This window comes from Streptomyces sp. NPDC056479 (assembly GCF_042795335.1).
Taxonomy (GTDB): domain Bacteria; phylum Actinomycetota; class Actinomycetes; order Streptomycetales; family Streptomycetaceae; genus Streptomyces.
The window spans coordinates 704,907-728,459 of the sequence record NZ_JBHTRZ010000003.1 but is presented as its reverse complement, the minus strand read 5'-3'; the positions used below and the strand labels follow the sequence as shown (position 1 = coordinate 728,459).

At 71.5% G+C, this 23,553-nt stretch carries 18 protein-coding genes; 11 read left to right on the top strand and 7 right to left on the bottom strand.

Features of this window, described 5'->3' with window-relative positions:
- Positions 1–82: 82 nt before the first annotated feature.
- The gene (locus ACFQ6S_RS14725) at positions 83–1,333 is read right to left on the bottom strand and encodes a M14 family zinc carboxypeptidase (RefSeq protein WP_383408216.1); all 1,251 of its coding nucleotides are present in this window, start codon (positions 1,331–1,333) and stop codon (positions 83–85) included.
- A 346-nt stretch (positions 1,334–1,679) separates the two neighbouring features.
- Complete coding sequence (treY, locus tag ACFQ6S_RS14720) at positions 1,680–4,043, bottom strand: malto-oligosyltrehalose synthase (RefSeq protein WP_383408213.1); 2,364 nt, start codon at positions 4,041–4,043, stop codon at positions 1,680–1,682.
- An 81-nt stretch (positions 4,044–4,124) separates the two neighbouring features.
- On the opposite strand from treY, the gene ACFQ6S_RS14715 reads away from it, so the two are divergent.
- Positions 4,125–5,444, top strand: a complete 1,320-nt coding sequence (locus tag ACFQ6S_RS14715; protein ID WP_383408210.1) for an MFS transporter — start codon at positions 4,125–4,127, stop codon at positions 5,442–5,444.
- Here the strand turns inward: ACFQ6S_RS14715 and glgX are convergent.
- Positions 5,441–7,558 carry a glycogen debranching protein GlgX gene (gene glgX, locus ACFQ6S_RS14710; RefSeq protein WP_383408208.1) on the bottom strand — a complete coding sequence of 706 codons (2,118 nt, stop codon included), beginning with the start codon at positions 7,556–7,558 and terminating at the stop codon, positions 5,441–5,443. The genes ACFQ6S_RS14715 and glgX overlap by 4 nt on opposite strands.
- A 182-nt stretch (positions 7,559–7,740) precedes the next feature.
- On the opposite strand from glgX, the gene ACFQ6S_RS14705 reads away from it, so the two are divergent.
- The 4 genes from ACFQ6S_RS14705 to ACFQ6S_RS14690 all read left to right on the top strand — a co-directional run bounded on the left by ACFQ6S_RS14705 (position 7,741) and on the right by ACFQ6S_RS14690 (position 12,153).
- Positions 7,741–8,556 (top strand): Tat pathway signal sequence domain protein, encoded by an 816-nt coding sequence (locus ACFQ6S_RS14705; protein WP_383408205.1) that lies wholly within the window; start codon positions 7,741–7,743, stop codon positions 8,554–8,556.
- 106 nt (positions 8,557–8,662) lie between these two features.
- Entirely contained in the window at positions 8,663–9,973 is a 1,311-nt protein-coding gene (locus ACFQ6S_RS14700; RefSeq protein WP_383408203.1) for a copper amine oxidase, read from the top strand.
- A 102-nt stretch (positions 9,974–10,075) separates the two neighbouring features.
- The gene (locus ACFQ6S_RS14695) at positions 10,076–11,314 is read left to right on the top strand and encodes an SAV2148 family HEPN domain-containing protein (RefSeq protein ID WP_383408201.1); all 1,239 of its coding nucleotides are present in this window, start codon (positions 10,076–10,078) and stop codon (positions 11,312–11,314) included.
- A gap of 101 nt (positions 11,315–11,415) precedes the next feature.
- Positions 11,416–12,153: a 3'-5' exonuclease gene (locus ACFQ6S_RS14690; RefSeq protein ID WP_383408198.1), complete on the top strand. Its 738-nt coding sequence runs from the start codon at positions 11,416–11,418 to the stop codon at positions 12,151–12,153.
- A 27-nt stretch (positions 12,154–12,180) separates the two neighbouring features.
- On the opposite strand, the gene ACFQ6S_RS14685 is transcribed toward ACFQ6S_RS14690, so the two are convergent.
- Together ACFQ6S_RS14685 and ACFQ6S_RS14680 are read right to left on the bottom strand one after the other, a co-directional pair.
- Complete coding sequence (locus tag ACFQ6S_RS14685) at positions 12,181–12,693, bottom strand: YbaK/EbsC family protein (protein ID WP_383408195.1); 513 nt, start codon at positions 12,691–12,693, stop codon at positions 12,181–12,183.
- Complete coding sequence (locus ACFQ6S_RS14680) at positions 12,648–13,646, bottom strand: DMT family transporter (RefSeq protein WP_383408192.1); 999 nt, start codon at positions 13,644–13,646, stop codon at positions 12,648–12,650. Before ACFQ6S_RS14680 ends, ACFQ6S_RS14685 begins: the two co-directional genes overlap by 46 nt.
- 92 nt (positions 13,647–13,738) lie before the next feature.
- On the opposite strand from ACFQ6S_RS14680, the gene ACFQ6S_RS14675 reads away from it, so the two are divergent.
- Positions 13,739–14,683 carry a LysR family transcriptional regulator gene (locus tag ACFQ6S_RS14675; protein ID WP_383408189.1) on the top strand — a complete coding sequence of 315 codons (945 nt, stop codon included), beginning with the start codon at positions 13,739–13,741 and terminating at the stop codon, positions 14,681–14,683.
- A 46-nt stretch (positions 14,684–14,729) separates the two neighbouring features.
- Here ACFQ6S_RS14675 and ACFQ6S_RS14670 read toward each other — a convergent pair whose 3' ends face one another.
- Positions 14,730–15,593, bottom strand: a complete 864-nt coding sequence (locus tag ACFQ6S_RS14670) for a phosphotransferase enzyme family protein (protein ID WP_383408187.1) — start codon at positions 15,591–15,593, stop codon at positions 14,730–14,732.
- A gap of 169 nt (positions 15,594–15,762) precedes the next feature.
- Between ACFQ6S_RS14670 and ACFQ6S_RS14665 the strand changes: the two genes are divergently transcribed.
- The 5 genes from ACFQ6S_RS14665 (at position 15,763) to ACFQ6S_RS14645 (ending at position 21,097) form a co-directional block, all read left to right on the top strand.
- Positions 15,763–16,698, top strand: a complete 936-nt coding sequence (locus ACFQ6S_RS14665) for a carbohydrate ABC transporter permease (RefSeq protein WP_383408186.1) — start codon at positions 15,763–15,765, stop codon at positions 16,696–16,698.
- The gene (locus ACFQ6S_RS14660) at positions 16,695–17,531 is read left to right on the top strand and encodes a carbohydrate ABC transporter permease (protein ID WP_383408183.1); all 837 of its coding nucleotides are present in this window, start codon (positions 16,695–16,697) and stop codon (positions 17,529–17,531) included. The genes ACFQ6S_RS14665 and ACFQ6S_RS14660 overlap by 4 nt, the downstream gene beginning before the upstream one ends.
- Positions 17,531–18,817, top strand: coding sequence for an ABC transporter substrate-binding protein (locus tag ACFQ6S_RS14655; RefSeq protein ID WP_383408180.1), 1,287 nt, complete (start codon positions 17,531–17,533; stop codon positions 18,815–18,817). The genes ACFQ6S_RS14660 and ACFQ6S_RS14655 overlap by 1 nt, the downstream gene beginning before the upstream one ends.
- 256 nt (positions 18,818–19,073) lie before the next feature.
- A complete protein-coding gene (erm, locus tag ACFQ6S_RS14650; protein WP_383408177.1) occupies positions 19,074–19,850 on the top strand; it encodes an ErmE/ErmH/ErmO/ErmR family 23S rRNA (adenine(2058)-N(6))-methyltransferase in 777 nt (258 codons plus the stop codon).
- Positions 19,847–21,097 (top strand): glycosyltransferase, encoded by a 1,251-nt coding sequence (locus ACFQ6S_RS14645; protein ID WP_383408175.1) that lies wholly within the window; start codon positions 19,847–19,849, stop codon positions 21,095–21,097. The genes erm and ACFQ6S_RS14645 overlap by 4 nt, the downstream gene beginning before the upstream one ends.
- A 55-nt stretch (positions 21,098–21,152) precedes the next feature.
- Here the strand turns inward: ACFQ6S_RS14645 and ACFQ6S_RS14640 are convergent, their stop codons facing one another.
- The gene (locus tag ACFQ6S_RS14640; protein WP_383408172.1) at positions 21,153–23,420 is read right to left on the bottom strand and encodes an MMPL family transporter; all 2,268 of its coding nucleotides are present in this window, start codon (positions 23,418–23,420) and stop codon (positions 21,153–21,155) included.
- Between the last annotated feature and the right edge of the window lie 133 nt (positions 23,421–23,553).

The following is a 23,553-nucleotide window of genomic DNA, read 5'->3' as shown; positions in this document are numbered from 1 at the left end:
CGGCAGACACACGGTTCACGCCACGCGGCCGTACGCGCGGGTGCATCTCATGAGGTGCACCCGCGCGTACGGCCGCGCCGGCTCAGGCCGCCCGTTCGCGTGCGTGCAGCGCCGCCGCGACCACCGTGCGGGACTGGTGCTCGACCTGGTGCTCCAGAGGCACCCAGCGGGCGCGGAAGCGTTCGGCGAAGGCGTCGCTCCAGGTCGCCACGAGGTGTTCGAGGCGCGGGGCCCCGCGGTCCTCGGTCTCCCGCAGGACGCGCAGCAGCATGGCCGCGGCCCGCAGCGGCAGTCGGCGCCCGAAGGCGTCCACGCTCCCGACGTAGGCCATGGTGTTGTCGGCCGGCGGCGTGTGCGTCCAGTCGGCGGCCAGCCCCGGCACCACCTCCAGCGCCCACTTCGCGGCCCGCAGCAGGGGCCCGTCGACGCCGTCCAGCCGGGGGAGCGCCTCGGTGAGCACCCGCTCCACCTCCAGCGCGTCCCGCAGCAGCCTGGCCCCCAGCCGTCGCATCGCCCTGGCCGGGTCCGGATGCGGAGCCGGATCGTCCACCAGGTCGCTCGCCCACATCGGCACCTCGACGACCGCGGTCAGACCGCCGTACCGGTGCGCGTGGTACCAGGTGCTGCTGCGCGCGTCGTCCGGCATGCTCGGATACGCCGCTCCCGCGCCCGGTGCCGGCATCACATGCACCCCGGGTCCCGACGCGGGCCAGCCCGCCGCGTCCGAGGCGCCGGTCTCCACCGGGATGTGCAGCTCGGCCGCGGACTTCGCGAACGGTTCGGCGAGTCCGGGGACGTCCTTCGTCAACTGCACCCAGCTGCCGCCCAGATCGGTGCCGTGCAGGGTCACCTGCAGGTAGGGGCGCACCTCGTCGATGACCCGGGTCAGCGCGCGTGTCTCGGGCGGCAGCCGGTCCGGCGGCAGCGCGGCAGGTGCCCACTCGGGCTGCTCGGGGGCGGCGGGCCGGAAGAAGCCGAGGTGGTAGTCGAGCAGGCTGCGGGGCGCCGGGGTGACATGCAGGCTCGCCCCGTCGGGGTCCGCGCACAGCAGGAAGTGCCAGGAGATGTCGGCCCGTAACTCCCGCCCGCGCAGAACCCTTTCGGCGACCGCGAGGAGGGTGGACCCGCCCGTCGGCTCGTTGGAGTGCGCGCCCGCGACCACCAGGACGGCCCTTCGGGCGTGGCCGATGGACAGCAGGTGGAGGGGTCTGCCCGCCCGGGAGGCGCCCACCTGTCTCAGTGTGCACAGTCCGGGTCGGTGAGCCGCCAGCGCACGGGCGGACAGCACCAGTTCGGCAAGGGTGGGGTAGCGCAGCTCCGGCAGAAGACTCACCCCCGTCACATCCGCCCGGCTTCGCAATCCGCAGTACCCCATGCTCTCGTTGACGTGTCAAGGACTTGGCGGGGGAGGCTCCCGGGGGCGCCCAGGTGCATTGACCGCAGGCCGGTCGCCGCGGTCGGCACCGGCCGGGGGGCCGGGCCGGTCCTGCCGGGGCACCGCACGCCGTTGTCCTGCGCCGATGGACCCCGGAAGACCAGGGCCCGAAGCGGACCGGGCCGCTCGTCACCACGCGCCGGCCGTCGTGCACGAGCCCCGGGAGCGTGCGCGGGTCCGAGCCGGTCGCGGGCGTGACCGGACGGCGCGCGGGAAGGCCGCGGGCGCCGGGAGCGCGCTCGGCTCACCCCGCTTCCGCCCCGCCGACCCGCTCCAGCAACACCACCGGCAGCCGCGCGAAGAGCTCCTCCACACGCGCATGGCCGGTGAACTCCCGCTCCGGAGCGAGCACATCGGCCCACCGCCCCGGCGGCAGCGGCAACAGCGTCCCGCGCCAGCCGCCCGCCCGCGCCAGCCGCAGCGACAGCCGCGTCACGGCGGTCACCACCTCCCCGGACCGCACGAAGGCCACACAGTGGGCGCCCGCGGGACCCGCGGCGGTCAAGGGCGTGTACGACGCCGAGTCGCCGAACACCTCGGGCCGCCGCCTGCGCAGCCGCAGCGCCGCCGCCGTCAGCGCCCCCTTCTCGCCCGGGTCCGGGTGCGGGAGGCCCACCACCCGGCGGTTGTCCGGGTCCACCAGCGCGCGGTACTCGCCCTCCGTGCCCTGATAGACGTCCGGTACGCCCGGCATGGTCAGCTGGGCCAGGGCCATGCCCAGCACGTTGGCCCGGATGTGCGGCTCCAGACCGCCCCGGAAGGCGGCCACCCGCTCACCCGGCGCCCCGCACGGCCCCGCGGCGACGAACGCCGCCACCGCCTCCTCGTACGGCGGCTCCTGCTCGGTCCAGCCGGTGAACAGCCCGGCCTCGCGGATGTGCTTCAGCAGGGCCCCCTGGACGCGCTCCACGTCCGCTTCGCCCAGCCCGAACACCGTCTGCCAGGCGGCCCACGCCAGTTGCGCGTCCGGTACGCCCTCGCCGTCGAGGGTCGCCTCGGCCAGGACGTCGGCCCAGCGCTCCGGGCACTCGGTCAGCACGGCCAGCGCGGCCCGTACGTCGGCACTGCGTTTGGTGTCGTGCGTCGACGCGACCGTGCCGCTCGCGGGCCAGTCGCGCTGCACGCGCGCGCAGTACGCGTGGAAGTCGTCCGGCGAGATCGCGGGGCTCCCCGGATTCCCGCCCACCTCGGTCGCCGACAGCAGCGGCACATAGCGGTAGAACGCCGTGTCCTCCACCGACTTGGCCCGCAGCGCCGACGCGGTCTGCGCGAACCGGGTCCGGAACTCCACATGTTCCGGCCCGTCCCCGGCTCGCCCGAGCACCAGCGCGCGCACCACGTCGACCGCACCGGCCTCCTCGGGCACCGCGAAGGCGAGCCGGGCCTGGGCCGCGGCGTCCTCGGTGACCACGCGGGCCGCGTCACCGGAGGCGTACGGCCGGTAGACCTCCAGTCGGACGAGGAGTTCCTGGAGCGCCGTGCGCAGCGCCCAGGGGGCCCGGTCACGCAGCGCGGGCTCCGGGGACGTGGCGCACACGCGGCTCGCGACCCGCGTCAGCCGGTCGGTCTCCGCGGCCAGCTCGTGGGTGAGCACCTTGTACGCCGCCCGCCGCACCGTCGCCTCCCAGTCGCCGCCCCGGTCCGTCTGCGGGGCCGCGAACCGCCGGTACTGGCCGAGGAGTTCGCCGAATCCCGCCGGGTCGGTGAAGAGGCCGTCGATGTGCCGCAGGGCGTCGTAGCCGGTGGTGCCCGCGACGGGCCAGGAGGCCGGCAGATGCTCCCCGTCCGACAGGATCTTCTCCACGACCGTCCAGCGCCCCCCGGTCGCCTCATGGAGGCGTTGGAGATAGCCGTCGGGGTCGGCGAGGCCGTCGGGATGGTCGACGCGCAGCCCGTCGATCACACCCTCGTGGAGAAGCCGGAGGATCTTCGCGTGCGTGGCCTCGAACACCTCCGGGTCCTCGACCCGCAGGCCGATCAGCTCCGAGATGCTGAAGAACCGCCGGTAGTTGAGTTCCGTACGGGCCAGCCGCCACCACACCGGCCGGTACCACTGCGCGTCCAGGAGCTGCGGCAGCGGCAGTTCCCCGGTTCCCTCGCGCAGCGGGAAGACATGGTCGTAGTAGCGCAGGACGTCGCCGTCCACCTCCAGGCCGCCGAGCTCCTCGCCCAGCGGGCCCCCGAGCACCGGCAGCAGCACCTGGCCGCCCTGCGCCTCCCAGTCGATGTCGAACCAGCGCGCGTACGGCGACTTGGGGCCCTCGCGCAGCACGTCCCACAGGGCGCGGTTGTGGCGCGGGGCCATGGCCATGTGGTTCGGCACGATGTCCACCACCAGACCCAGACCGTGCTCCCGCGCGGTGCGCGCCAGCGCGCGCAGCCCCTCCTCGCCGCCCAGTTCCTCACGCACGCGCGCGTGATCCACGACGTCATAGCCATGGCCCGATCCTGGAACCGCCTCCAGGACGGGGGACAGATGCAGATGCGAGACGCCGAGCGAGGCCAGGTACGGCACGGCCGCCGCGGCGGCCCCGAACGGGAACGCGGGCTGCAGCTGGAGTCGGTAGGTGGCGGTCGGCACCATCGGGTCGGGTCGCTCAGGTGTCATGGAAACCTACGTACCCGCCACGGCGTCCTTCGTGTCATCGTCCCCTCCACGTGGGCCCACGCGCGCGCCTAGCTTCGAGCGATGAGGAAGAGGGGGACCACGGCACGACGCGGCGCGTCGGCGACCTACCGCGAGGTCATCGGCCTGACCGGGCCGCTGCTGCCGGTCATGTCCTTCCTGGCGCGGCTGCCGACCGCCACGATCCAGTTCGGCAGCCTGCTGCTGGTCGCGCGGACCAGTGGCTCGCTCACGGCGGCCGGGCTGACCGGCGGCGCGCTCGCCCTCGGGCAGGTGGCCTGCGGCCCGCTGGTGGGCCGACTCGCCGACCGCCGTGGCCAGCGGGCGGTCGTGCTCGTCTTCTGTCTCGCCAACGCCCTTGCGATCGCCGGGCTGGTGGCGGGGGCGCTCGCGGGGCTGCCGACGCCGGCGCTGGCCGTGCTCGGGGCGTCGGCCGGAGCCACCGTGCCGCAGATCGGGCCCATGGCACGGGCACGGCTGGTCGCTCTCTCCCGCCGGGCGGGTGCTCGCGAGAGCACGGTGGGCGCCGCGCTCTCCTTCGAGGGCACCCTGGACGAGATCTCCTTCGTCCTGGGACCGGCGCTGGTCGGCCTTGCGGCGGTGACGGCGCATCCGGGGTACGCCCTGGGCGGTGCGGCGGTACTGGTCGCCGTGTGCGGAACCGGCTTCGCGCTGCATCGAACCGGTGCGGTCCCGACGACGGAGCAGCAACGACGATCCGCCCGCGGCCCGGCGTCGCAGGAACGACACGCCACACCCGCCCCGACCTGCATGCCCCGCGCCGTCCACCCCCTGAGAGCCGCCCTCGCCCTCCAGGGCGCCATGTTCGGTGCCTGTCAGGCCGGGATCACCGCCCTGACCGAGCGACTCGGACAGCCGGACCAGGCGGGGCTCGTCTACGCCGCCATGGGAGTGATGAGCGCCGTCGCGGGCCTCTCCATGGCCGCCCTGCCGACCCGCCTCGGACTGACCTCACGCTGGCGGGCGGCCACCGCCGCCGCGTTCGCGCTGTCCCTGCCCCTGCTGTGGACCGACGGCCTCCCCGCCCTCTACGCCACCGTCACCGTCCTCGGCGTCGCCTACGCCCCGCACCTCATCACGGTGTTCGGGCTCACCGAGCGCGTGGTGCCGCCCGCGCGGCTCGCCGAGGCGATGGCGGTGGCCACGAGCGCGCTGGTCGGCGGACAGGCGCTGGGGGTCGCCGGCACCGGCCGCCTCGCCGAGTCCTACGGCCCGGCGGCGGCCTTCGGGGCGGCGAGCCTCGCCGCGGCGCTCGCCTGTCTGATCGCGCTGACGGCGCGCCCGGAGTCGTACACCGGACGCGCCGCCGAAAGCCACCGTCACGCGCGGGTGCCCGAGCAGCCACCCAGCCCGTCGCGTTAGACCGGCCGTTGCAGCACCGTCATGCTCCGGTCCACCAGCGTCAGCCGGTCTCCGCCGGTCACCTTCTGGCCCTCGCCGGGCGGTACGCCGTCCGCGCGGGCGGTGTCGACCACGACCTGCCACTGCCGTCCGTGGTTGACGGGCACCACGAAGTCCAGTGTCTTCGGCGAGGCGTTGAACATCAGCAGGAACGAGTCGTCGCTGATCCGCTCCCCGCGCGCGCCCGGTTCGGAGATCGCGTTGCCGTTGAGGAACACGGTCAGGGCCGAAGCCCGCGCCGAGTCCCAGTCGTCCTGGATCATCTCAAGGCCCTCCGGAGTGAACCAGGAGATGTCCGACAGCTCGTCGTGGGTGCCCTCCACGGGCCGTCCGTGGAAGAAGCGGCGCCTGCGGAAGACGGGATGGTCCTTGCGCAGCCACACCATCGCGCGTGCGAAGGCCGGCAGCCCGCCGTCGTCCGCGTCGGCGGCCGGCCAGTTCACCCAGGCGAGTTCGTTGTCCTGGCAGTACGCGTTGTTGTTGCCGCGCTGGGTGCGCGCGAACTCGTCGCCGTGGCTGATCATCGGCACGCCCTGGGACAGCATCAGCGTGGCGACGAAGTTACGCATCTGGCGGGCGCGCAGCTCCAGAATGTCCGGGTCCTCGGTCTCGCCCTCCGCGCCGCAGTTCCAGGACCGGTTGTGGCTCTCGCCGTCGCGGTTGTCCTCGCCGTTGGCGTGATTGCGCTTGTCGTTGTACGACACCAGGTCGTGCAGGGTGAACCCGTCGTGGCAGGTGACGAAGTTGATGGAGGCGAGCGGGCGCCGCCCGTCGTCCTGGTACAGGTCGGACGAGCCGGTCAGCCGGGAGGCGAACTCCGCCAGCGCGCGCGGCTCGCCGCGCCACAGATCCCGCACGGTGTCGCGGTACTTGCCGTTCCACTCGGTCCACAGCGGTGGGAAGTTGCCCACCTGGTAGCCGCCCTCGCCCACGTCCCACGGCTCGGCGATCAGCTTCACCTGGGAGACCACCGGATCCTGCTGCACCAGGTCGAAGAACGACGACAGCCGGTCCACCTCGTGGAACTGCCGGGCCAGGGTGGCCGCGAGGTCGAAGCGGAACCCGTCGACGTGCATCTCGGTGACCCAGTACCGCAGCGAGTCCATGATCAGCTGGAGGACGTGCGGGGACCGCATCAGCAGCGAGTTGCCGGTCCCGGTGGTGTCCATGTAGTAGCGGGGGTCGTCCGTGAGGCGGTAGTACTGCGCGTTGTCCAGGCCCCGGAAGGACAGCGTGGGGCCCAGGTGGTTGCCCTCGGCGGTGTGGTTGTAGACCACGTCGAGGATGACCTCGATGCCGGCCTCGTGCAGCGCCCGCACCGCCGACTTGAACTCCAGGACCTGCTGGCCGCGGTCGCCCCAGGAGGCGTAGGCGTTGTGCGGGGCGAAGAAGCCGATGGTGTTGTAGCCCCAGTAGTTGTTCAGGCCCATGTCGACCAGGCGGTGGTCGTTGACGAACTGGTGGACCGGCATCAGCTCCAGTGCCGTCACGCCCAGCTCGGTGAGGTGCTCGATGATCGCCGGGTGGGCGAGGGCCGCGTACGTGCCGCGCAGTTCCTCGGGCAGCCCCGGATGCCGCATCGTCAGGCCCTTCACATGGGCCTCGTAGATCACCGTGTGGTGGTACTCGGTGCGCGGTCGCCGGTCGTCGCCCCAGTCGAAGTACGGGTTGACCACGACCGACGACATCGTGTGCGGTGCCGAGTCGAGGTCGTTGCGCCGGTCGGGTTCGTCGAAGTGGTAGCCGTACACCTCCTCGCCCCAGTGGATCGAGCCGCTGATCGCCTTGGCGTACGGGTCGAGCAGCAGCTTCGCGGAGTTGCAGCGCGGCCCGCGCTCGGGGGTGTACGGGCCGTGCACCCGGAAGCCGTAGCGCTGTCCCGGCATGACACCCGGCACATACGCGTGCCGCACGAAGGCGTCGCTCTCACGCAGTTCCACCGCCGTCTCCGAGCCGTCGTCGTGCAGCAGACACAGCTCTACTCGGTCCGCGGCCTCCGAGAAGACCGCGAAATTGGTGCCGGCGCCGTCGTAGGTGGCACCGAGTGGATATGCCTCTCCAGGCCAGACCTGCATGGACACGACTCTTTCAGCTGGAGCGCGCCGCCGGGGGCGCCTTGGAGTCGAGTCTCCCCGAAAGTGATGGAACCACCTATGACTTACGTCCCTCTTAGGGGTCGACCAGTGCATACGCGGTATGCCGAAACCAGTGGGGCCAACACGTACTCCCGGGGACATACGGGGAGTAGGGGGAAGATGTGCGCAAGATAGTGCACCGCCATCTGGGCAAGGTGGTGGCCGGTGCGGCCATCGCGGTGGCAGGAACGGCCGTGATGGTCGGGATCACCCTGCCGGGGACGGCGGGGGCCGACGAAGCAGGGGGCAACGGCAGCGGTCAGTCGGCCCAGCAGGCGGGCCAGGGGCAGGGGGCCGGCGCGGTGCCGCCGGGCGTCGTCGAGCAGGCCCCGAGCGAGGGGGACAAGGGCACGGGCAACGACCCGCTGACCGACGACGAGATGGACCGGGCCGCCAAGCTCGCGGCGAGCCCGCAGATGCGCAGCGCCGGCGAGGACGTCGACGGCGACCGCGGCCCGCAGCGCGTCAGTGTCGACTTCGCCGAGCCGGAGTCCGGCGAGCTGGACGACCCGAGCGCGCCGCGCCGCGCCGAGGTGACGTTCTACGACTACAAGACCGACGCGCTCGTCAGCAGGACCGTGAACCTGGACACCGGCAAGGTCGAGCAGACCACCACCGAGAACGGCGTCCAGCCGCCGCTGAGCCGCGCCGAGTACGCGGAGGCGGCGAAGATCCTGATCGCCGACCCGCTCGGCGCGGACATGAAGGCGGACTTCAAGGACGCCACCGCCAAGGAGCTCACCTCCCCGGACCAGCTGCTGCTCAACGGCGCCGTGTACCGGGCAGCTCCGGGCGCCCAGCCCGCCGTGCTCGACAAGTGCGGTGAACACCGGTGCGTGCGGCTGTTCCCGAAGGTCAAGAACGGGCCCTGGATCGATGCCCGGTCCTTCGTGATCGACCTGAGTGCCCGCAAGGTCGCCAAGCTCGACATGGGCTGAGCCGCCGGCCGTTCCGGCTGAGCCGCGGTCCGTTCACTTTTCCAACCCGTACTTCTCGTACCTGGACCTCACGTACCTGCATCTCCTGTAAGGGAGTCACTTCTTCATGCGCGTGAACAGAAACAGCCGTGCCCGCAGGGGTGCCGCCGTCGGCCTGTCCGTGGCCGCGCTGGCCGCCGGGGCGACGACCGGCGCGGGCCCCGCCTCCGCCCAGCCGAAGAACGCCCCGGCGCCGGCCGCGGAGTGCAGCGCGGCCTACCGCATCGAGCAGAAGCTCACCGGCGGCACCACCTGGCGGATGTGCTGGCGCTACGACGGCAAGGCCGGGCTCGTCCTGGAGAACATCTCCTACCAGCCCAAGGGCGAGACCAAGCCGATCAAGGTCCTCAACAGCGCCCGCCTCGGCCAGATCCACGTCCCGTACGACGACGGAAGCGTCGAGTACGACGACCTGACGGGCTTCGGCTTCGCCCAGGGGCTGATGAACCTCGCGCCCAGCGAGTGCCCCGGCGGCACCATCAAGACCGTCAAGGTCCCGGAGGCCTGGCAGGACCCGAACGTCAAGGGCCTGTGCACCACGACCCGCTCGCGCGGACACGCCTACCGCATGCAGGGCGACACCGCGAACAAGGTCTACCAGGCCCAGAGCAAGGACCTGCTCGTCTACTCGGTCAACCAGGTCGGCTGGTACGAGTACATGACCGAGTGGCGCTTCCAGGACGACGGCACGGTCACCATGAACGTCGGTGCGACCGGAAGCCTGTCGTACGACGACTACGACGCCGGTGACGGCCGCGGCTGGCCCATCGGCAAGGGCGACCGGGCCAAGGCCACCAGCCACAGCCACAACGTCTTCTGGCGCCTCGACTTCGGCCTGGACGGCTCCACCAAGAACCGTGTCGAGCAGTACGACTCGACCGTGACCGCGCCCGCCGCCGGTGACCGCGCCCCGAAGACCAAGACCAGCGTCACCAAGGTCGGCAAGGAGCTCTCCGGCGACGCCAAGGCCTACCGCTGGTGGCGCATGGTCAGCGCGACCGGCAAGAACAAGGACGGCCACGCGCGCTCGTACGAGATCGTCCCCGGCGCCACCACCAAGTACCCGGGCCGCAGCTTCACCAAGCACGACGTGTACTTCACCGAGTACAACAAGTGCGAGAAGTTCGCCAACAACAACCCCGGTTGCGGCAACGGCCACCCGAAGACGGTCGACAAGTGGGTCGGCGGCCAGAACCTCACGCACCCGATCACCTGGGTGAACGTGGGCTTCCACCACATAGCCCGGGACGAGGACCAGCAGCCCATGCCGGTCCACTGGCAGGGATTCTCCATCGTCCCGCGGGATGTGACGGCTATGAATCCGCTCACTCCGAGTGAGCTCGCCTGGCAGAACGGGCACTGGAATCCGCGCAGTTGAGAAACGACCCGTCCATCCGGCTGCACCGCCCGCCGCTCCCGGAGTACCCTTCCTTGATCGTTGGGACGGGGAGTGCTCGGGGGAGCGGAAGGCGGTGCGCGGGTGGGCTCGGGAGGGCTGGAGCTGCCCCCTGGTGACGAGGGTCACGAGGGGAACTCCACAGAGGTCCCGCCCGGCACGGTGTCCCTGGCGAGGCCGATGGAGACCAACTCCATCGGCCCGGAGCTGGACTGGGACACCGACGCCTGGCGCGAGGTGCGTACGCGCGCCCAACGAGCCGGACGGGCCTACATCTGGCTGAACCTGGTCGAACAGCGGCTGCGCGCGGTCGTGGCCGCTGTGCTGCGCCCCATCTACGAACCCGTCCACGGCGACGAGTGGGTGGTCGCGGCGGCCGGGCCGGCCGGCCAGGAGTGGGTGCAGCGCGCGGTCGCCGTACGCGAAGTGAGCCGCCGCAAGGGCTACTTGCTGGACCCCGCCGACGACAACGTCCTCAGCTTCCTGACGCTGCCGCAGCTGCGCGAGCTGATGGTGCAGCACTGGCCGTGCTTCGAGCCCTACTTCGACGACCGCCGTGACGTCGAACTCGCCCTGGACGAGCTCGAGGTGACCCGGAACGTCGTCTCGCGCAACCGGGCCCTGTCCGAGGCCGTCCTCAACCAGGCCGAACGGGCCTCCGCACGCCTGCTGGAGATCCTCGGCACGGGCGGCGACGTACCGTCGGCGCGCCGGCTGCCCATCGACGCCGTCGAGGACCTGGTCGGCGACCGCTACGCCGACGTGGTCGCCGTGCACCCCGACCGGGTACGGCTGCTGCGCCAGTTCCCGGCCGAGGACATCTTCGGCGGCGCACGCCGGCTCGACGCCATCGGCATCGGGCTCAACCTGCTGGTGCAGAACTTCTCCGGGCGGCGCCTGGTGCGCCTCGCCGAATCCGGGTGCCGGGTGCGGCTGCTGTTCCTGAACCCGGCCTCCAGCGCGGTCAAGCGGCGCGAACGCGAACTCGGCATCAAGCGGGGCGAGCTGAGCCGCGCGGTCGAGATGAACATCCTGCACATGCGGCGGGTGCGGTCCCGGCTGCGCGATCCCGGCGCCTTCGAGATCCAGGTCTTCGACGAGACTCCCCGCTTCACGGCGTATCTGGTGGACGGCGACGGCGCGGACGGCATCGCGGTCATACAGACCTATCTGCGGCGGATGCGAGGTCTGGAGGCGCCGGTCCTGGTGCTGCGCAACGGCAGCAAGGTGGTCAAGTCGGACGAGATCGACGAGAGCGGGCTGTTCCCGACGTATCGCGAGGAGTTCGAGCTGATGTGGGCGGATTCGCGGCCGGTGTCCTGAACCGTCCAATGAGGTAAGCGGAATGCGGTCCTCTGATTGTCAGTGGCCCATGGGAAGGTGGAGACCACTGGGGGAACGCACCACAAGAAGGGGGACCGCCCATGGGCTGGCACCGTGAGCTGCTGATCGGCTTCGACCTGGAGACGACCGGCACCGATCCGCGCGAGGCGCGCATCGTGACGGGGGCCGTGATCGAGGTCAGGGACGGGCAGCCCATAGGGCACAAGGAGTGGCTGGCGGATCCCGGCGTGGAGATCCCGGCGGACGCGGTCGCGGTCCATGGCATCAGCAACGAGCGCGCGGCCGCCGAAGGCCGCCCGGCCGATCAAGTGGCGGACGCCATCGCGGACGTCCTCGTCGGCTACTGGAAGACGGGCGTGCCGGTCGTCGCCTACAACGCGGCCTTCGACCTGAGCCTGCTCTCCGCAGAACTGCGGCGCCACGGACTGCCGTCGCTGCGCGACCGCCTCGGCGGCTCGGAACCCGCTCCGGTCATCGACCCGTACACCATCGACCGCTGGGCCGACCGCTACCGCCGCGGCAAGCGCAACCTCGAAGCGGTCTGCCGGGAGTACGGCATCGTCCTCGACTCCGCGCACGACGCCTCCGCCGACGCCCTCGCCGCCGCCCGGCTCGCGGGCGCGATAGCCGCCCGCCACCCCAAGATCGCGGCCCTCGGCCCGGCGGAGCTGCACCGCCGTCAGATCGAGTGGTACGCCGAGTGGGCGGCGGACTTCCAGAACTTCCTGCGCCGCAAGGGCGACGCGACGGCGGTGGTCGACGGGACGTGGCCGCTCAGGGAGCCCGCGGGGGAGACGGTGGCGGGCGAGACGGTCTGAGGCCGGCGAGGTCCGCCGAGCCCTGCGTCACACCTGCGCCGGCGCCGCGATGCCCTCGATCCGCGGCTTCGCCAGCCGTTCGTAGTCGGCGCCCGAGACGAGCAGCGAGCGGTCGAGCCGGGCGGCGTTGAAGTACAGCTTCGACTGGGCCACGACGTCCGGATCGGCGACGACTTCGAGGTCGGGATCAAAGCTGAAGGGCAGGACGGTGCCGGGGACGGACCGGGCCAGCCGCTCGGCGGTCTCCGCGTCGCTGAAGCCGGCATAGCGCGCGTCGAACAGCGCCCGGACGGCGTCCAGGTCGACCCGCCGGTCCCCGGGGACGACCGCGAGGACGTGGCGTGTGATGCGGCGGTCCACCTTGACCCGCAGCACGATGCACTTCGCGGCCTCGGAGGCCGGGTGGCCGCGCAGGGCGCAGACGGCTTCCGTGCTGCCCTCGGGTTCGTGGTCGATGAGGCGGTAGTCGACGGAGGAGGAGTCGAGCAGGGAGATCAGCCGCTCGTAAGTGTCGTGGGTGCCGTCGGTGTGGTCTGACATGCGGGGTCCTTAATGAGGGCGGGCGTTGCGGCGTGGGCCTCGGCATGGACTGAGGGGAGTGGGAGTTCTGGTGTGCTGCGATGCGCCCGCTCCACCGCCTGCCCCCAGTAGGTGCCGGCGACAATAAGGGCCGCCCCGAGGCCGGTGAGCGGGGTGAGGTGCTCGCCGCCGAGGGCCACGCCCACCGCGACGGCCCACACCGGTTCGGTGCCCAGCAGCAGGCTGGCCCGGCTGGCGGAGGTGCGCTGCACGGCCCAGGTCTGGGCCAGGAAGGCGAACACGCTGCAGAACAGGGCGAGATAGAGGAGCTGGGCCCAGGTCGCCGGGTCCGCACGGACCAGCGTCGGCAGGTCGAGGGCCGCGACCGGCAGGAACAGGACGGTGCCGACGAGGGTCTGCACGGTCGTCAGATGCAGCGGCCGGATCGCCCGCCCCGAGGTGAAGCGGCCGACGAGGGCGACATGCACGGCACGGATCAGCGCGGCGCCGAGCATCAGCAGGTCGCCGAGCCGGGGCGCGTGGAAGCCGTTGCCGGACATCAGCAGTCCGACGGCCAGGACGCACACACCGGTCGCGGCGAAGAAGGAGGGAGGCAGCGTGCCGCGGTGGCCGCCGCGGTCGAGGAACGGAGTGAGGACGATGGTCAGGCTGATGATGAGGCCGGCGTTGGCGGCGCTGGTGTGGGCGACGCCGGAGGTCTCCACGACCAGGACCGCGGCCTGCGTCAGTCCGAGGGGCACACCGGTCCGTAGTTCGTCACGCGTCCACAACCGCGTACCGCGCCGCCGGGACGCGATCAGGCCGAGGCAGGCGACAGCCGACAGGGCGTAGCGGGCGAACAGCACGAGCAGGACGGGCAGCGCGGCCGTGGCCGTCTGGGCGGACAGATAGCTGGAACCCCAGACGAGCGCGACAAGGAGGAGTACCGCATCGGTACGGCGGACGTCGGACACACGCCTACGGTGCACCTAAGGGGTTCATGAAGCCCAGTACCACTTTCTAAAACGATCATTTAGCGAAGCTACATCGTCCCTACACTGGGGGAATGGACGAACGCCAGCTGAGGATCCTGCGGGAGCTCGGCGAACTGGGCAGCGTCACGGCGGTCGCCGAGGCGCTGCTGGTGACGCCGTCGGCGATCTCCCAGCAGCTACGGCTGCTCCAGCGCGCGATCCCGGTGCCGCTCACCGAGCGCCAGGGCCGCCGGCTGGTGCTCACCGACGCCGGTCAGGCGCTGGCAGGCGCGGCGGTCGAGGTGGAGACGGCGCTGGCCCGCGCACGGCACACCGTGGAGGAATTCGTCGAGCGGCCGGACGGGGAGGTGTCGGTGGCGGCCTTCCACAGCGCGGGCGCCGCGTTCTTCCCGCTGCTGCTGCGCGCGCTGGCGGTCCCGGGCAGACCACTGCCGAGGCTGGCCGACGAGGACGTACCGCAGGATGACTTCCCCCGGCTCACCCGGGAGTACGACATCGTCCTCGCCCACCGCCTGGAGCACGCCCCGCCGTGGCCGGACACGGTGGCCGCGACGACCCTGTTGCGCGAGCCGCTGGACGTGGCGATGCCCGCCGACCACCCGTTGGCCGCGAAGCGCCGCGTCACCCCGCGCGACGTGGCCGGCGAGCCATGGATCACCGTGCACGACGGCTTCCCGGTCCTGGCGGTCATCGAGGCCATCGCCGCGGCGGCCGGGCGTCGCCTCCGACTGACGCACCGCATCAACGAGTTCGCGGTGGTCGCCGAGGTGGTGGCGGCCGGCGGTGGCATCGCCCTGATGCCCCGCCTGACGATGCGCCCGCATCCGGCGCTGGTCCTCCGGCCGCTCAGCGGAGTGCAGGCACGACGTCACATCGATGCCCTCTACCGCCCCGAGCGGACGGCCAGGGCGGCGGTTCGCACGGTCCTGACCGAGCTGCGCAGGGCCGCGAGAACGATTCAGGAACGGGACGTCGACGACCCGGGGACGTGGGGCACCGCGCGCCCGGACACCTGACCCCCGCAGCCGCCGTGCCCCCACGCGGCCCCCTGTGAGCGGGCGTTCAGAACGAGTACCACCGTACGGTCTCGTCCCCGTCCCGCAAGGACGCCACCCTGCGCTCGAACTCCGCCAACGCCTTCGGATTGCTTGCCGCGTGCTGGGAGACCCAGGCACAACTGGCGGTCTCCCGGGCCCCCCGCAGCACCGAACACCCCTCCCACTCCCGCACATCCCAGCCGTACGCCTCGACGAACGACCGGTAGGCCGCCGCCGGCACCCCGTACCGATCCCGGGAAAGCACCATCACCACCAGATCGTGCTCCCGCAGATCGAAGGAGAAGGTCTCCAGATCGACCAGCACCGGCCCATCCGCCCCCACATGGACATTGCGCGGCAGCGCATCCCCATGAATCGGCCCCGGCGCCAGGCGCGGCGTCAGCCCGGCCGCGGTCGCGGCGAACCCGTCCCGCCGCTCCCGCAGATACGCCGCGTCCGCCGGATCGATCGCGTCCCCCGCCAGCCGCAGCCACCGCTCCACCCCGCCCAGCAACTCCCGCGGCGGCAACTCGAAGGAGGGCGCGGGCAGGGCGTGCACGACCCGTAGCAGTTCGGCCAAATCCCGGGGCTCGGCAGGCCGTAGTGAATCCGGCAGCCGGTGCCACACGGTCACCGGGTGCCCCTGAACCAGCCGTGCCTCGGGCTCGGCCGCCCGCACCGCCGGCACGCCCGCTTCGGCCAGCCACACGGCGATGTCGAGTTCGCGTCGCGCCCGGTCGAAGAGCTCCGCGTCCCGGCCCACCTTGACGACCAGGTCACCGGCGGCGAACACCGCGTTCTCGCCCAGGGCGAGCAGTCGGGCGTCCCGTGCCGGTCCGGGCAGTACCCCCGCCGCGGCCAGTACGTCCCGCGCCCGTGCCTCGTCCATCGTCCGCCTCCGTGTGGTCGTACGCCTCCATGAACGGCGTCGGATTCCCGCCATCGCCGCTCAGTCTCGCATTTCCACAGGTCGGACCGCGTGCGCGCGGTCTTGACGGGGTACGGCGCCTTCACGACCATGACGAGGCCCACCCGAGCCGCGCAAAGGGGCTGATTCCGTGACAACGGTGACCGAGGCGCAGCGGCCGGTGAAGCCCGCGCCGGGCGGCAAGGGGCGACGGCGCGTCACGGATCACGGCGCCTGGTTCCTCGTACTCCCCGCGCTGATCCCCATCCTGATCCTGAGCGTCGGACCGCTGCTCTACGGCACCCTGCTGGCCTTCACCGACGCCCAGTCCGGACGGACCCGGCCCACCCAGTGGATCGGCGCCCTCAACTTCCGGGATCTGCTGCACGACACGCTGTTCTGGGAGTCGTTCCGGATCGGTCTGGTCTGGGCCGTCGGCGTCACCGTGCCGCAGTTCCTGCTCGCGCTGGGTCTCGCCCTGCTGCTCAACCAGGACCTGCGGCTGCGCTGGCTGGCCCGTGCCCTCGCGATCGTCCCGTGGGCCATGCCCGAGGTCGTCGTCGGTGTCATGTGGCGTCTGGTCTACAACCCCGACGCGGGCATCCTCAACGAGACCCTCCGCGACCTGGGCCTCGGCGACGGCCGCGACTGGCTCAGCGGGCTGGGCACGGCCCTGCCCGCCGTGATCGTCGTGGGCATCTGGGCGGGGATGCCGACGACGACGGTCGCCCTGCTCGCGGGCCTGCAGAACACCCCGCGCGAACTGCACGAGGCGGCGGCCGTGGACGGCGCCGGCGCCTGGCGCCGCTTCCGCACGGTCACCTGGCCCGCGCTCAGACCGGTGGCGCTCTCCATCACGGCACTCAACCTGATCTGGAACTTCAACTCCTTCGCCCTGGTCTACGTGCTCACCAGCGGCGGGCCGGGCGGCCGTACCCGGCTGCCGATGCTCTTCGCCTACGAAGAGGCCTTCCGCTACGGCCAGTTCGGCTATGCGGCGGCGATGGGATGTGTGATGGTCGCGGTGATCTCGATACTCCTCGCCGTGTTCCTGGTCGGCCGTCTCAAGGGAGGTGACGAGCGTTGAGGACCAGCCGAACCGGCCGCGCCGGACAGTACCTCGCCCTGCTCGCCTACCTCCTCTTCCTCGCGTTCCCCTTCCTGTGGCTGCTCTCCACCGCCTTCAAACCCCCGCGCGAACTGGGCAGTCTGCACCCCACCTGGATCCCGAAGGACCCCACCCTCGCCAACTTCCGCCAGGCCTTCGACGAGCAGCCCCTGCTGCACGCCGCGCTCAACTCCCTGATCGCCGCGCTCGGCGCCGCCCTGATCGCCGTACTCCTCGCGACCCCGATGGCGTACGCCATGGCCCGCCGCCACCGCACCCCGCTCGCGCGGGCGGCGACCGGGTGGGTGGTCGTCAGCCAGGCGTTCCCGCTGGTGCTGGTGATCATCCCGCTGTTCCTGGTGCTCAAGAACCTGGGGCTGATCAACTCGATGCCGGGGCTGATCATGGTGTACGTGGTGTGGGCGCTGCCGTTCGCGCTGTGGATGCTGGTCGGATACGTCCGTGCGGTGCCGCCCGAGCTGGAGGAGGCCGCGGCGGTCGACGGGGCCGGGCGGGTGCGGACGCTGGTGTCGGTGACCGCGCCGCTGCTGGCGCCGGGGATCGTGGCGACGGCACTGTTCGCGTTCGTCACGGCGTGGAACGAGTTCTTCTTCGCGCTCGTACTGCTGAAGACCCCCGAGAAACAGACCCTGCCGGTCGTCCTCACGCACTTCATCGGCGCGGAAGGGGTCGCGGACCTGGGCCCGCTGGCCGCCGCCGCGTTCCTCGCGACACTGCCCTCGCTGGTCGTGTTCGCGGTCCTCCAGCGACGGATCACGGGCGGCATGCTCGCCGGGGCGGTGAAGAGCTGATGCGTACGAGACTGCTGTCGGCCCCGGTCCTGGCCCTCGCCCTGCTGCTCGCCGGATGCAGCGGCGACGAGGGTGACACCGCGGACGGCCGGATCACCCTGCGCTTTGAGTCCCTGGCCTGGCAGGAGGAGTCGGTCGAGGCCAACAAGGAGCTGGTGAAGGAGTGGAACGCGGCCCATCGGGACGTCAAGGTCGAGTATGTCCAGGGCAGTTGGGACGGCGTCCACGACCAGTTGCTCACCTCCTTCGAGGGCGGTGAGGCGCCGGACATCATCCATGACGCCTCGGACGACCTCGCGGACTTCGCCTACGGCGGCTACCTCGCCGATCTGACCGACCTGCTGCCCGGGCGCCTCAAGTCGGACATACCGCGGCGCAGTTGGGAGACGACGACCTTCGGGGACGGGATCTACGGCGTCCCCTTCCTCCAGGAGCCGCGCGTGCTCATCGCCAACGCGAAGTGGCTGAAGGAGGCCGGCGTACGGATCCCCACCCCCGAACGGCCCTGGAGCTGGGCGGAGTTCCGGGAGATCACCGAGCGGCTGAGCGGTGACGGGAAGTACGGCGTCGCCTGGCCGCTCAAGGAACCCGTCTCCGCCACGCTCAACCTGTCGCTGTCGTCCGGCGGACAGCTCTTCCACCGGGGCGCCGACGGCAAGGTGACCGTCCGCTTCGAGGCGGCCGACGAGGTCATGCCGCGCACCGTCCACGACCAGGTCAACGCCGACGACAGCGCATCGCCCACGACCCTGGGCAGCGGCGGCTCGGACACCCTGCCGGGCTTCTTCGGCGGCCGGTACGCGATGGTCCCGCTCGGCTTCTCGTACCGCCAGCAGATCGTGCAGCAGGCGCCGAAGGGCTTCGACTGGCAGGTGCTGCCGGCCCCGGCGGGCGCCGACGGTCTCGCCCAGGGCGTCAGCCCGCAGACCTTGTCCATCGCCGAGGACAGCCCGCACCAGCGGGAGGCGGCCCGGTTCATCGACTTCCTGCTCCGCCCCGAGAACATGGTGCGCCTGGCGCTCGGTGACTGGATGCTGCCCACCGGGGCCGAGGCGCTGAGGGACCCGGCCCTGCACACCGCCGAGAACGACTGGGCCACCGGCACCGCCCTCGCCGAACACCTGCGCTCGGCGCCCGCGCAGTTGGTACGCGGCTACCCGGAATGGAAGGACAAGGTCGCCACGCCGGCCTTCCAGGAGTACTACAGCGGCGCCATCGACGGCGACGAGCTGCGCGAGCGTCTGGAGGAGGACGGGAACCTGGTGCTCGCCCGCTACCAGCGCTGACGTAATCCGGTTGTCCGCGTCGCCCGGCCACGCCTAACGTGCCGTCCGTGGCAGCGAACAACGCGATCATCATCTCCGGTCTCGGCCGGGGCTACGCGCACTCCGTACGGAGACGCCGCGGCCCCGGAGCCCTGACCGGCCCGGGGAGCCACGCCCGCTGATCCGTCGCGGACCCGCATCTCCTTTCTCCTCCTGTCTTCCGGTCAGGGCCTTCGTCTGCCCTCTCCCTCTCCACGGAAGACAAGGACCGCAGGCCATGGCCCGCCCCAGTCGCGCATCCCGCGCGCTCTCGCAGAACTTCCTCGCCGACCGCGCAGCCGCCGGACGGCTCGCCCGCCTCGCCGTACCGCAGGGACTCAGGGCGCCCCTGCTGCTCGAAGTCGGCGCCGGGAAAGGCGCGTTGACCGAGCTGCTCGCCCCGCACTGTCAGCACCTCCTCGCCTACGAGATCGACCTCCGGCTCATCCCCGCGCTGCGCTCACGCTTCTCGGACACACCCGGGGTCCGGGTCGTGGGCGAGGACTTCCTCACCGCCCGGCCGCCGTGCACGCCGTTCTCGGTCGCCGGGAACGTGCCCTTCTCCCGCACCGCGGCCATCGTCGACTGGTGCCTGCGGGCACCCGCCCTCACCGACGCCACCCTCCTCACTCAGCTCGAGTACGCCCGCAAACGCACCGGCCACTACGGCCGTTGGACGCGGCTGACGATCCTGACCTGGCCCCGCCACGAGTGGCGGCTGGTGGGCCGGGTCGGGCGGCACAGCTTCCGGCCGGTGCCACGGGTGGACGCGGGGATCGTACGGATCGAGCGACGCCGCACCCCACTCACCGCCGGTGCCCGTGACAGCTGGCGGGACCTGATCGAGCTCGGCTTCACCGGGGTCGGCGGCTCGCTGCACGCCTCGCTTTGCCGGGCGCACGCGCGACGGCGGGTCGACGCGGCTTTCCGCGCGGCGCGCCTCGACACACGGGTCCTCGTGGGCGAGGTGCCGCCGGAGGCTTGGCTGAAGCTGCACGAGGTGCTGACATCATGAAACCGAGTTGTACGAGACGTATCGTCTCGATTAGGTTCTTCGGCATGACCAGTCCCGCTCACATCGCCATGTTCTCCATCGCCGCCCACGGCCACGTGAACCCCAGCCTCGAGGTGATCCGCGAGCTGGTGGCACGCGGGCACCGGGTCACGTACGCGATTCCGCCGGCCTTCGCCGAGAAGGTGGCCGCGACGGGCGCCGAGCCCAAGCTCTGGAACTCCACGCTGCCCGGGCCGGACGCAGACCCGGAAGCCTGGGGGAGCACCCTGCTGGACAACGTAGAGCCGTTCCTTGCTGACGCGATCCAGGCCCTCCCCCAGCTCATCGAGGCGTACGAGGGAGACGAGCCGGACCTCGTCCTGCACGACATCACCTCGTACCCGGCACGCGTCCTCGCCCACCGATGGGGCGTGCCCGCGATCTCGCTCTCGCCGAACCTCGTCGCCTGGGAGGGGTACGAGGAGGAGGTCGCCGAGCCGATGTGGGCGGAGCCGAAGCAGACCGAGCGCGGGCAGGCCTACTACCGCCGCTTCCACACATGGCTGGAGGAGAACGGCATCACCCAGCACCCGGACCCGTTCGCCGGCCGGCCCGACCGCTCGCTCGTCCTCATCCCGCGGGCCTTGCAGCCCAACGCCGACCGCGTCGACGAGACGGCGTACACCTTCGTCGGCGCCTGCCAGGGCGACCGGGCGGCCGAGGGCGGCTGGCAGCGGCCCGACGGCGCCGAGAAGGTCGTACTCGTCTCCCTCGGGTCGTCGTTCACCAAGCAGCCCGCCTTCTACCGGGAGTGCGTGCGCGCCTTCGGTGAACTGCCGGGCTGGCACCTGGTGCTCCAGGTCGGCACGCACGTCGACCCGGCCGGGCTGGGAGACCTGCCGCCGAACGTCGAAGTGCACTCCTGGGTCCCGCAGTTGGCGATCCTGAAGCAGGCCGACCTGTTCGTCACCCACGCCGGCGCCGGCGGCAGCCAGGAGGGCCTGGCCACCGGCACCCCGATGATCGCCGTACCGCAGGCCGTGGACCAGTTCGGCAACGCGGACATGCTCCAGACGCTGGGCGTCGCCCGGCACGTACCGACCGAGGAGGCCACCGCTGAGACCCTGCGCGAGACCGCGCTCACGCTCGTCGACAACCCCGAGGTCGCCCGGCGGCTGAAGGACATTCAGGCGGAGATGGCCCAGGAGGGCGGCACGGGGCGTGCGGCCGACCTCATCGAGGCCGAACTGCGGGCGGCCGGGGCATGAGCGAGGGCCCGCTGGTTCCCCCGGAACCAACGGGCCCTCTGTCGGGCAGGCGGGGTCAGACCGGCACCCGCTCGCCCTCGTCGTCCCGAGCGGACCCCCGAGTCACCGTCTCCGGTGCCTCGTCATGGGTCAGGTCGGGAAGGCGGTGCAGCCACTTCGGCAGGTACCAGTTGCGCTCGCCCAGCAGTGCCATGACCGCCGGGAGCAGGACGCCCCGGATGATCGTCGCGTCGATCAGGACGGCCGCCGCGAGGCCGACGCCCATCTGCTTCATGGACTGCATGGACAGCGTGCCGAAGATCGCGAACACGGCGACCATGATGACCGCGGCGCTGGTGACGACGCCGGCCGTGGTGACCACGCCGTGCTGGATCGCGTCCTTCGTCGTACGGCCGCGCAGACGTGCCTCGCGGATCCGCGAGACCACGAAGACGTGGTAGTCCATCGACAGACCGAAGAGGATCACGAAGAGGAACAGCGGCAGCCAGGTGATGATGGCGCCGACGCCCTCCGCACCCACCAGGGACGCCCCCCAGCCGTGCTGGAAGACGGCGACGAGGATGCCGTAGGCCGCGCCCACCGACAGCAGGTTCAGCACGATCGACGTGGCGGCGATCGTCAGCGAGCGGAACGACAGCAGCATCAGCCCGAAGGCGAAGACCACGACGAAGGCGAAGACCGGGATGACGGATCCCGCCAGCTGGTCGTTGAAGTCCTTCGAACCCGCGACCTGCCCGGTGATCGGGGCCTCGACGCCGTCCACCTTGCCCAGCGTGGCCGGCCGTACGTCGTCACGCAGCGTGTCCAGGCTCACGCCCGCCTTGTCCAGGTCGGAGCCGCCGACCAGCGGGACGTACACGAAGGCGACGTTCTGCTCGTCGTGCAGCTTGATCTCGACCGGGCCGCGCGAGGCACCCGAACTGATCGCCCGGTCACGGAAGTCGGCGAGCGCGGACTTGACCTCGGGTGCGTTGATGTCGTTCGCCTTGACGACCACCTCGGCCGGCTCGGAGCCGCCCGGGAAGGCCTCGTTGACCCGGTTGTACGTCTGCACGATGGGCAGCGAGTCGCCGAACTCCTGGTCCAGCGTGAGGTTCTGCGTCTTCATGCCGACCGCGGGAGCCGCGATGGCCAGCAGGGCGCCGCCCGCGACGACGACCGAGATGACCGGCCGGGCGAGCACGCCCTTGAGCACGGCGGTCCAGAACCGGCTCTCGCGGTTGCCCTGCCCCCGGTTGCGGCGCAGCTTGCTGTCCGGGTGCAGGAAGGGGATCTTGCCCTTCTCGACCCGCTCACCCAGCAGCGACAGCAGCGCCGGCAGCACGGTGACCGAGCCGACCATGGCGACCGCCACGACCATCAGCGAGGCCAGGCCCATCGCCTCGAACTCGGCGAGACCGGTGAACAGCATGCCCGCCATCGCCACGCACACCGTGACGCCGGAGACGATGATCGCGCGGCCGCTGGTGGCGGCGGCGACTCGCAGCGCGGTCTGCGCGTCCCGGCCGGCCTGGCGCTCCTCACGCTCACGGCGCAGATAGAACAGGCAGTAGTCGACACCGACGGCCAGTCCGACCAGCAGCATCACGGAGTTGGCGGTGTCGCTCATCGGCATCACATGGCTGACGATGCCCATCAGGCCCATCGTCGCCATGATCGCGGTGACCGCCAGCAGCACCGGCAGCAGGGCCGCCACCAGCGCGCCGAAGGCGATGAGCAGAATGCCGAGGGCCACCGGCACCGCGGAGTACTCGGCCTTCTGGAAGTCGTCCCCGAACGCGTCGTCGAACGTCTTCATCATGCTCGCGCCGCCGATCTCCTCGATCCGCAGCGAGCCGTGATCCTGCTGGACGTCCTCGACCGCCTTCAGCACGGGCTCCACCCGCTCGCCCGCGGTCTCCGAGTCGCCGCGCATGTCGAACTGCACGAGCGCGCTGCGACCGTCCTTGGAGATCGTCTGTGTGTCGTACGGCGACGTCACGTCCGTGACCTTGCCGGTGCCCTCGACCGCCTTGACGACCGCGGTGACGGCGCTTCGGAACTCGCTGTCGGTGGCCTTGACCGAGCCGCCCTTGGCCTGAATCAGAACGGTCTCACTGGCCGGCTCCTCGATGCCGGCGTTCTCGATGATCTTGGCGGCGGTGTGTGTCTCGCCCTTCAGCTGGTCGCTGTCCTTGACGTCGACCCGGCCGGCCGCCGAGCCGAGCCCCATCGCCAGGACGACGAACAGCACCCAGATGCCGACGGCGGCCCATCGGTGCCGGGCGCTCCAGCCGCCGGCGCGAGCGGCGAGACCCCGCACCCGCGTATCTCCGTTCACCATGACGGGCTTGCCCCCTTGTTTCGCGGTGGCGGCCCCCTGCCGCCCCCTTTCGTTTCGAAGGTATGGGCCGGATAAGGGCGTCTCGTCGTGCTCTTCGGTGAAGTGCGGCCGCCGCAACTCATCCCCTCGGCCC

Coding starts and splice junctions, on each gene's coding strand:
- ACFQ6S_RS14640 (WP_383408172.1), bottom strand. CDS start 23,420: ATGGTGAACGGAGATACGCGGGTGCGGGGTCTCGCCGCTCGCGCCGGC.
- ACFQ6S_RS14690 (WP_383408198.1), top strand. CDS start 11,416: ATGGGCTGGCACCGTGAGCTGCTGATCGGCTTCGACCTGGAGACGACC.
- erm (WP_383408177.1), top strand. CDS start 19,074: ATGGCCCGCCCCAGTCGCGCATCCCGCGCGCTCTCGCAGAACTTCCTC.
- glgX (WP_383408208.1), bottom strand. CDS start 7,558: ATGCAGGTCTGGCCTGGAGAGGCATATCCACTCGGTGCCACCTACGAC.
- ACFQ6S_RS14670 (WP_383408187.1), bottom strand. CDS start 15,593: ATGGACGAGGCACGGGCGCGGGACGTACTGGCCGCGGCGGGGGTACTG.
- ACFQ6S_RS14675 (WP_383408189.1), top strand. CDS start 13,739: ATGGACGAACGCCAGCTGAGGATCCTGCGGGAGCTCGGCGAACTGGGC.
- ACFQ6S_RS14685 (WP_383408195.1), bottom strand. CDS start 12,693: ATGTCAGACCACACCGACGGCACCCACGACACTTACGAGCGGCTGATC.
- ACFQ6S_RS14700 (WP_383408203.1), top strand. CDS start 8,663: ATGCGCGTGAACAGAAACAGCCGTGCCCGCAGGGGTGCCGCCGTCGGC.
- ACFQ6S_RS14655 (WP_383408180.1), top strand. CDS start 17,531: ATGCGTACGAGACTGCTGTCGGCCCCGGTCCTGGCCCTCGCCCTGCTG.
- treY (WP_383408213.1), bottom strand. CDS start 4,043: ATGACACCTGAGCGACCCGACCCGATGGTGCCGACCGCCACCTACCGA.
- ACFQ6S_RS14645 (WP_383408175.1), top strand. CDS start 19,847: ATGAAACCGAGTTGTACGAGACGTATCGTCTCGATTAGGTTCTTCGGC.
- ACFQ6S_RS14715 (WP_383408210.1), top strand. CDS start 4,125: ATGAGGAAGAGGGGGACCACGGCACGACGCGGCGCGTCGGCGACCTAC.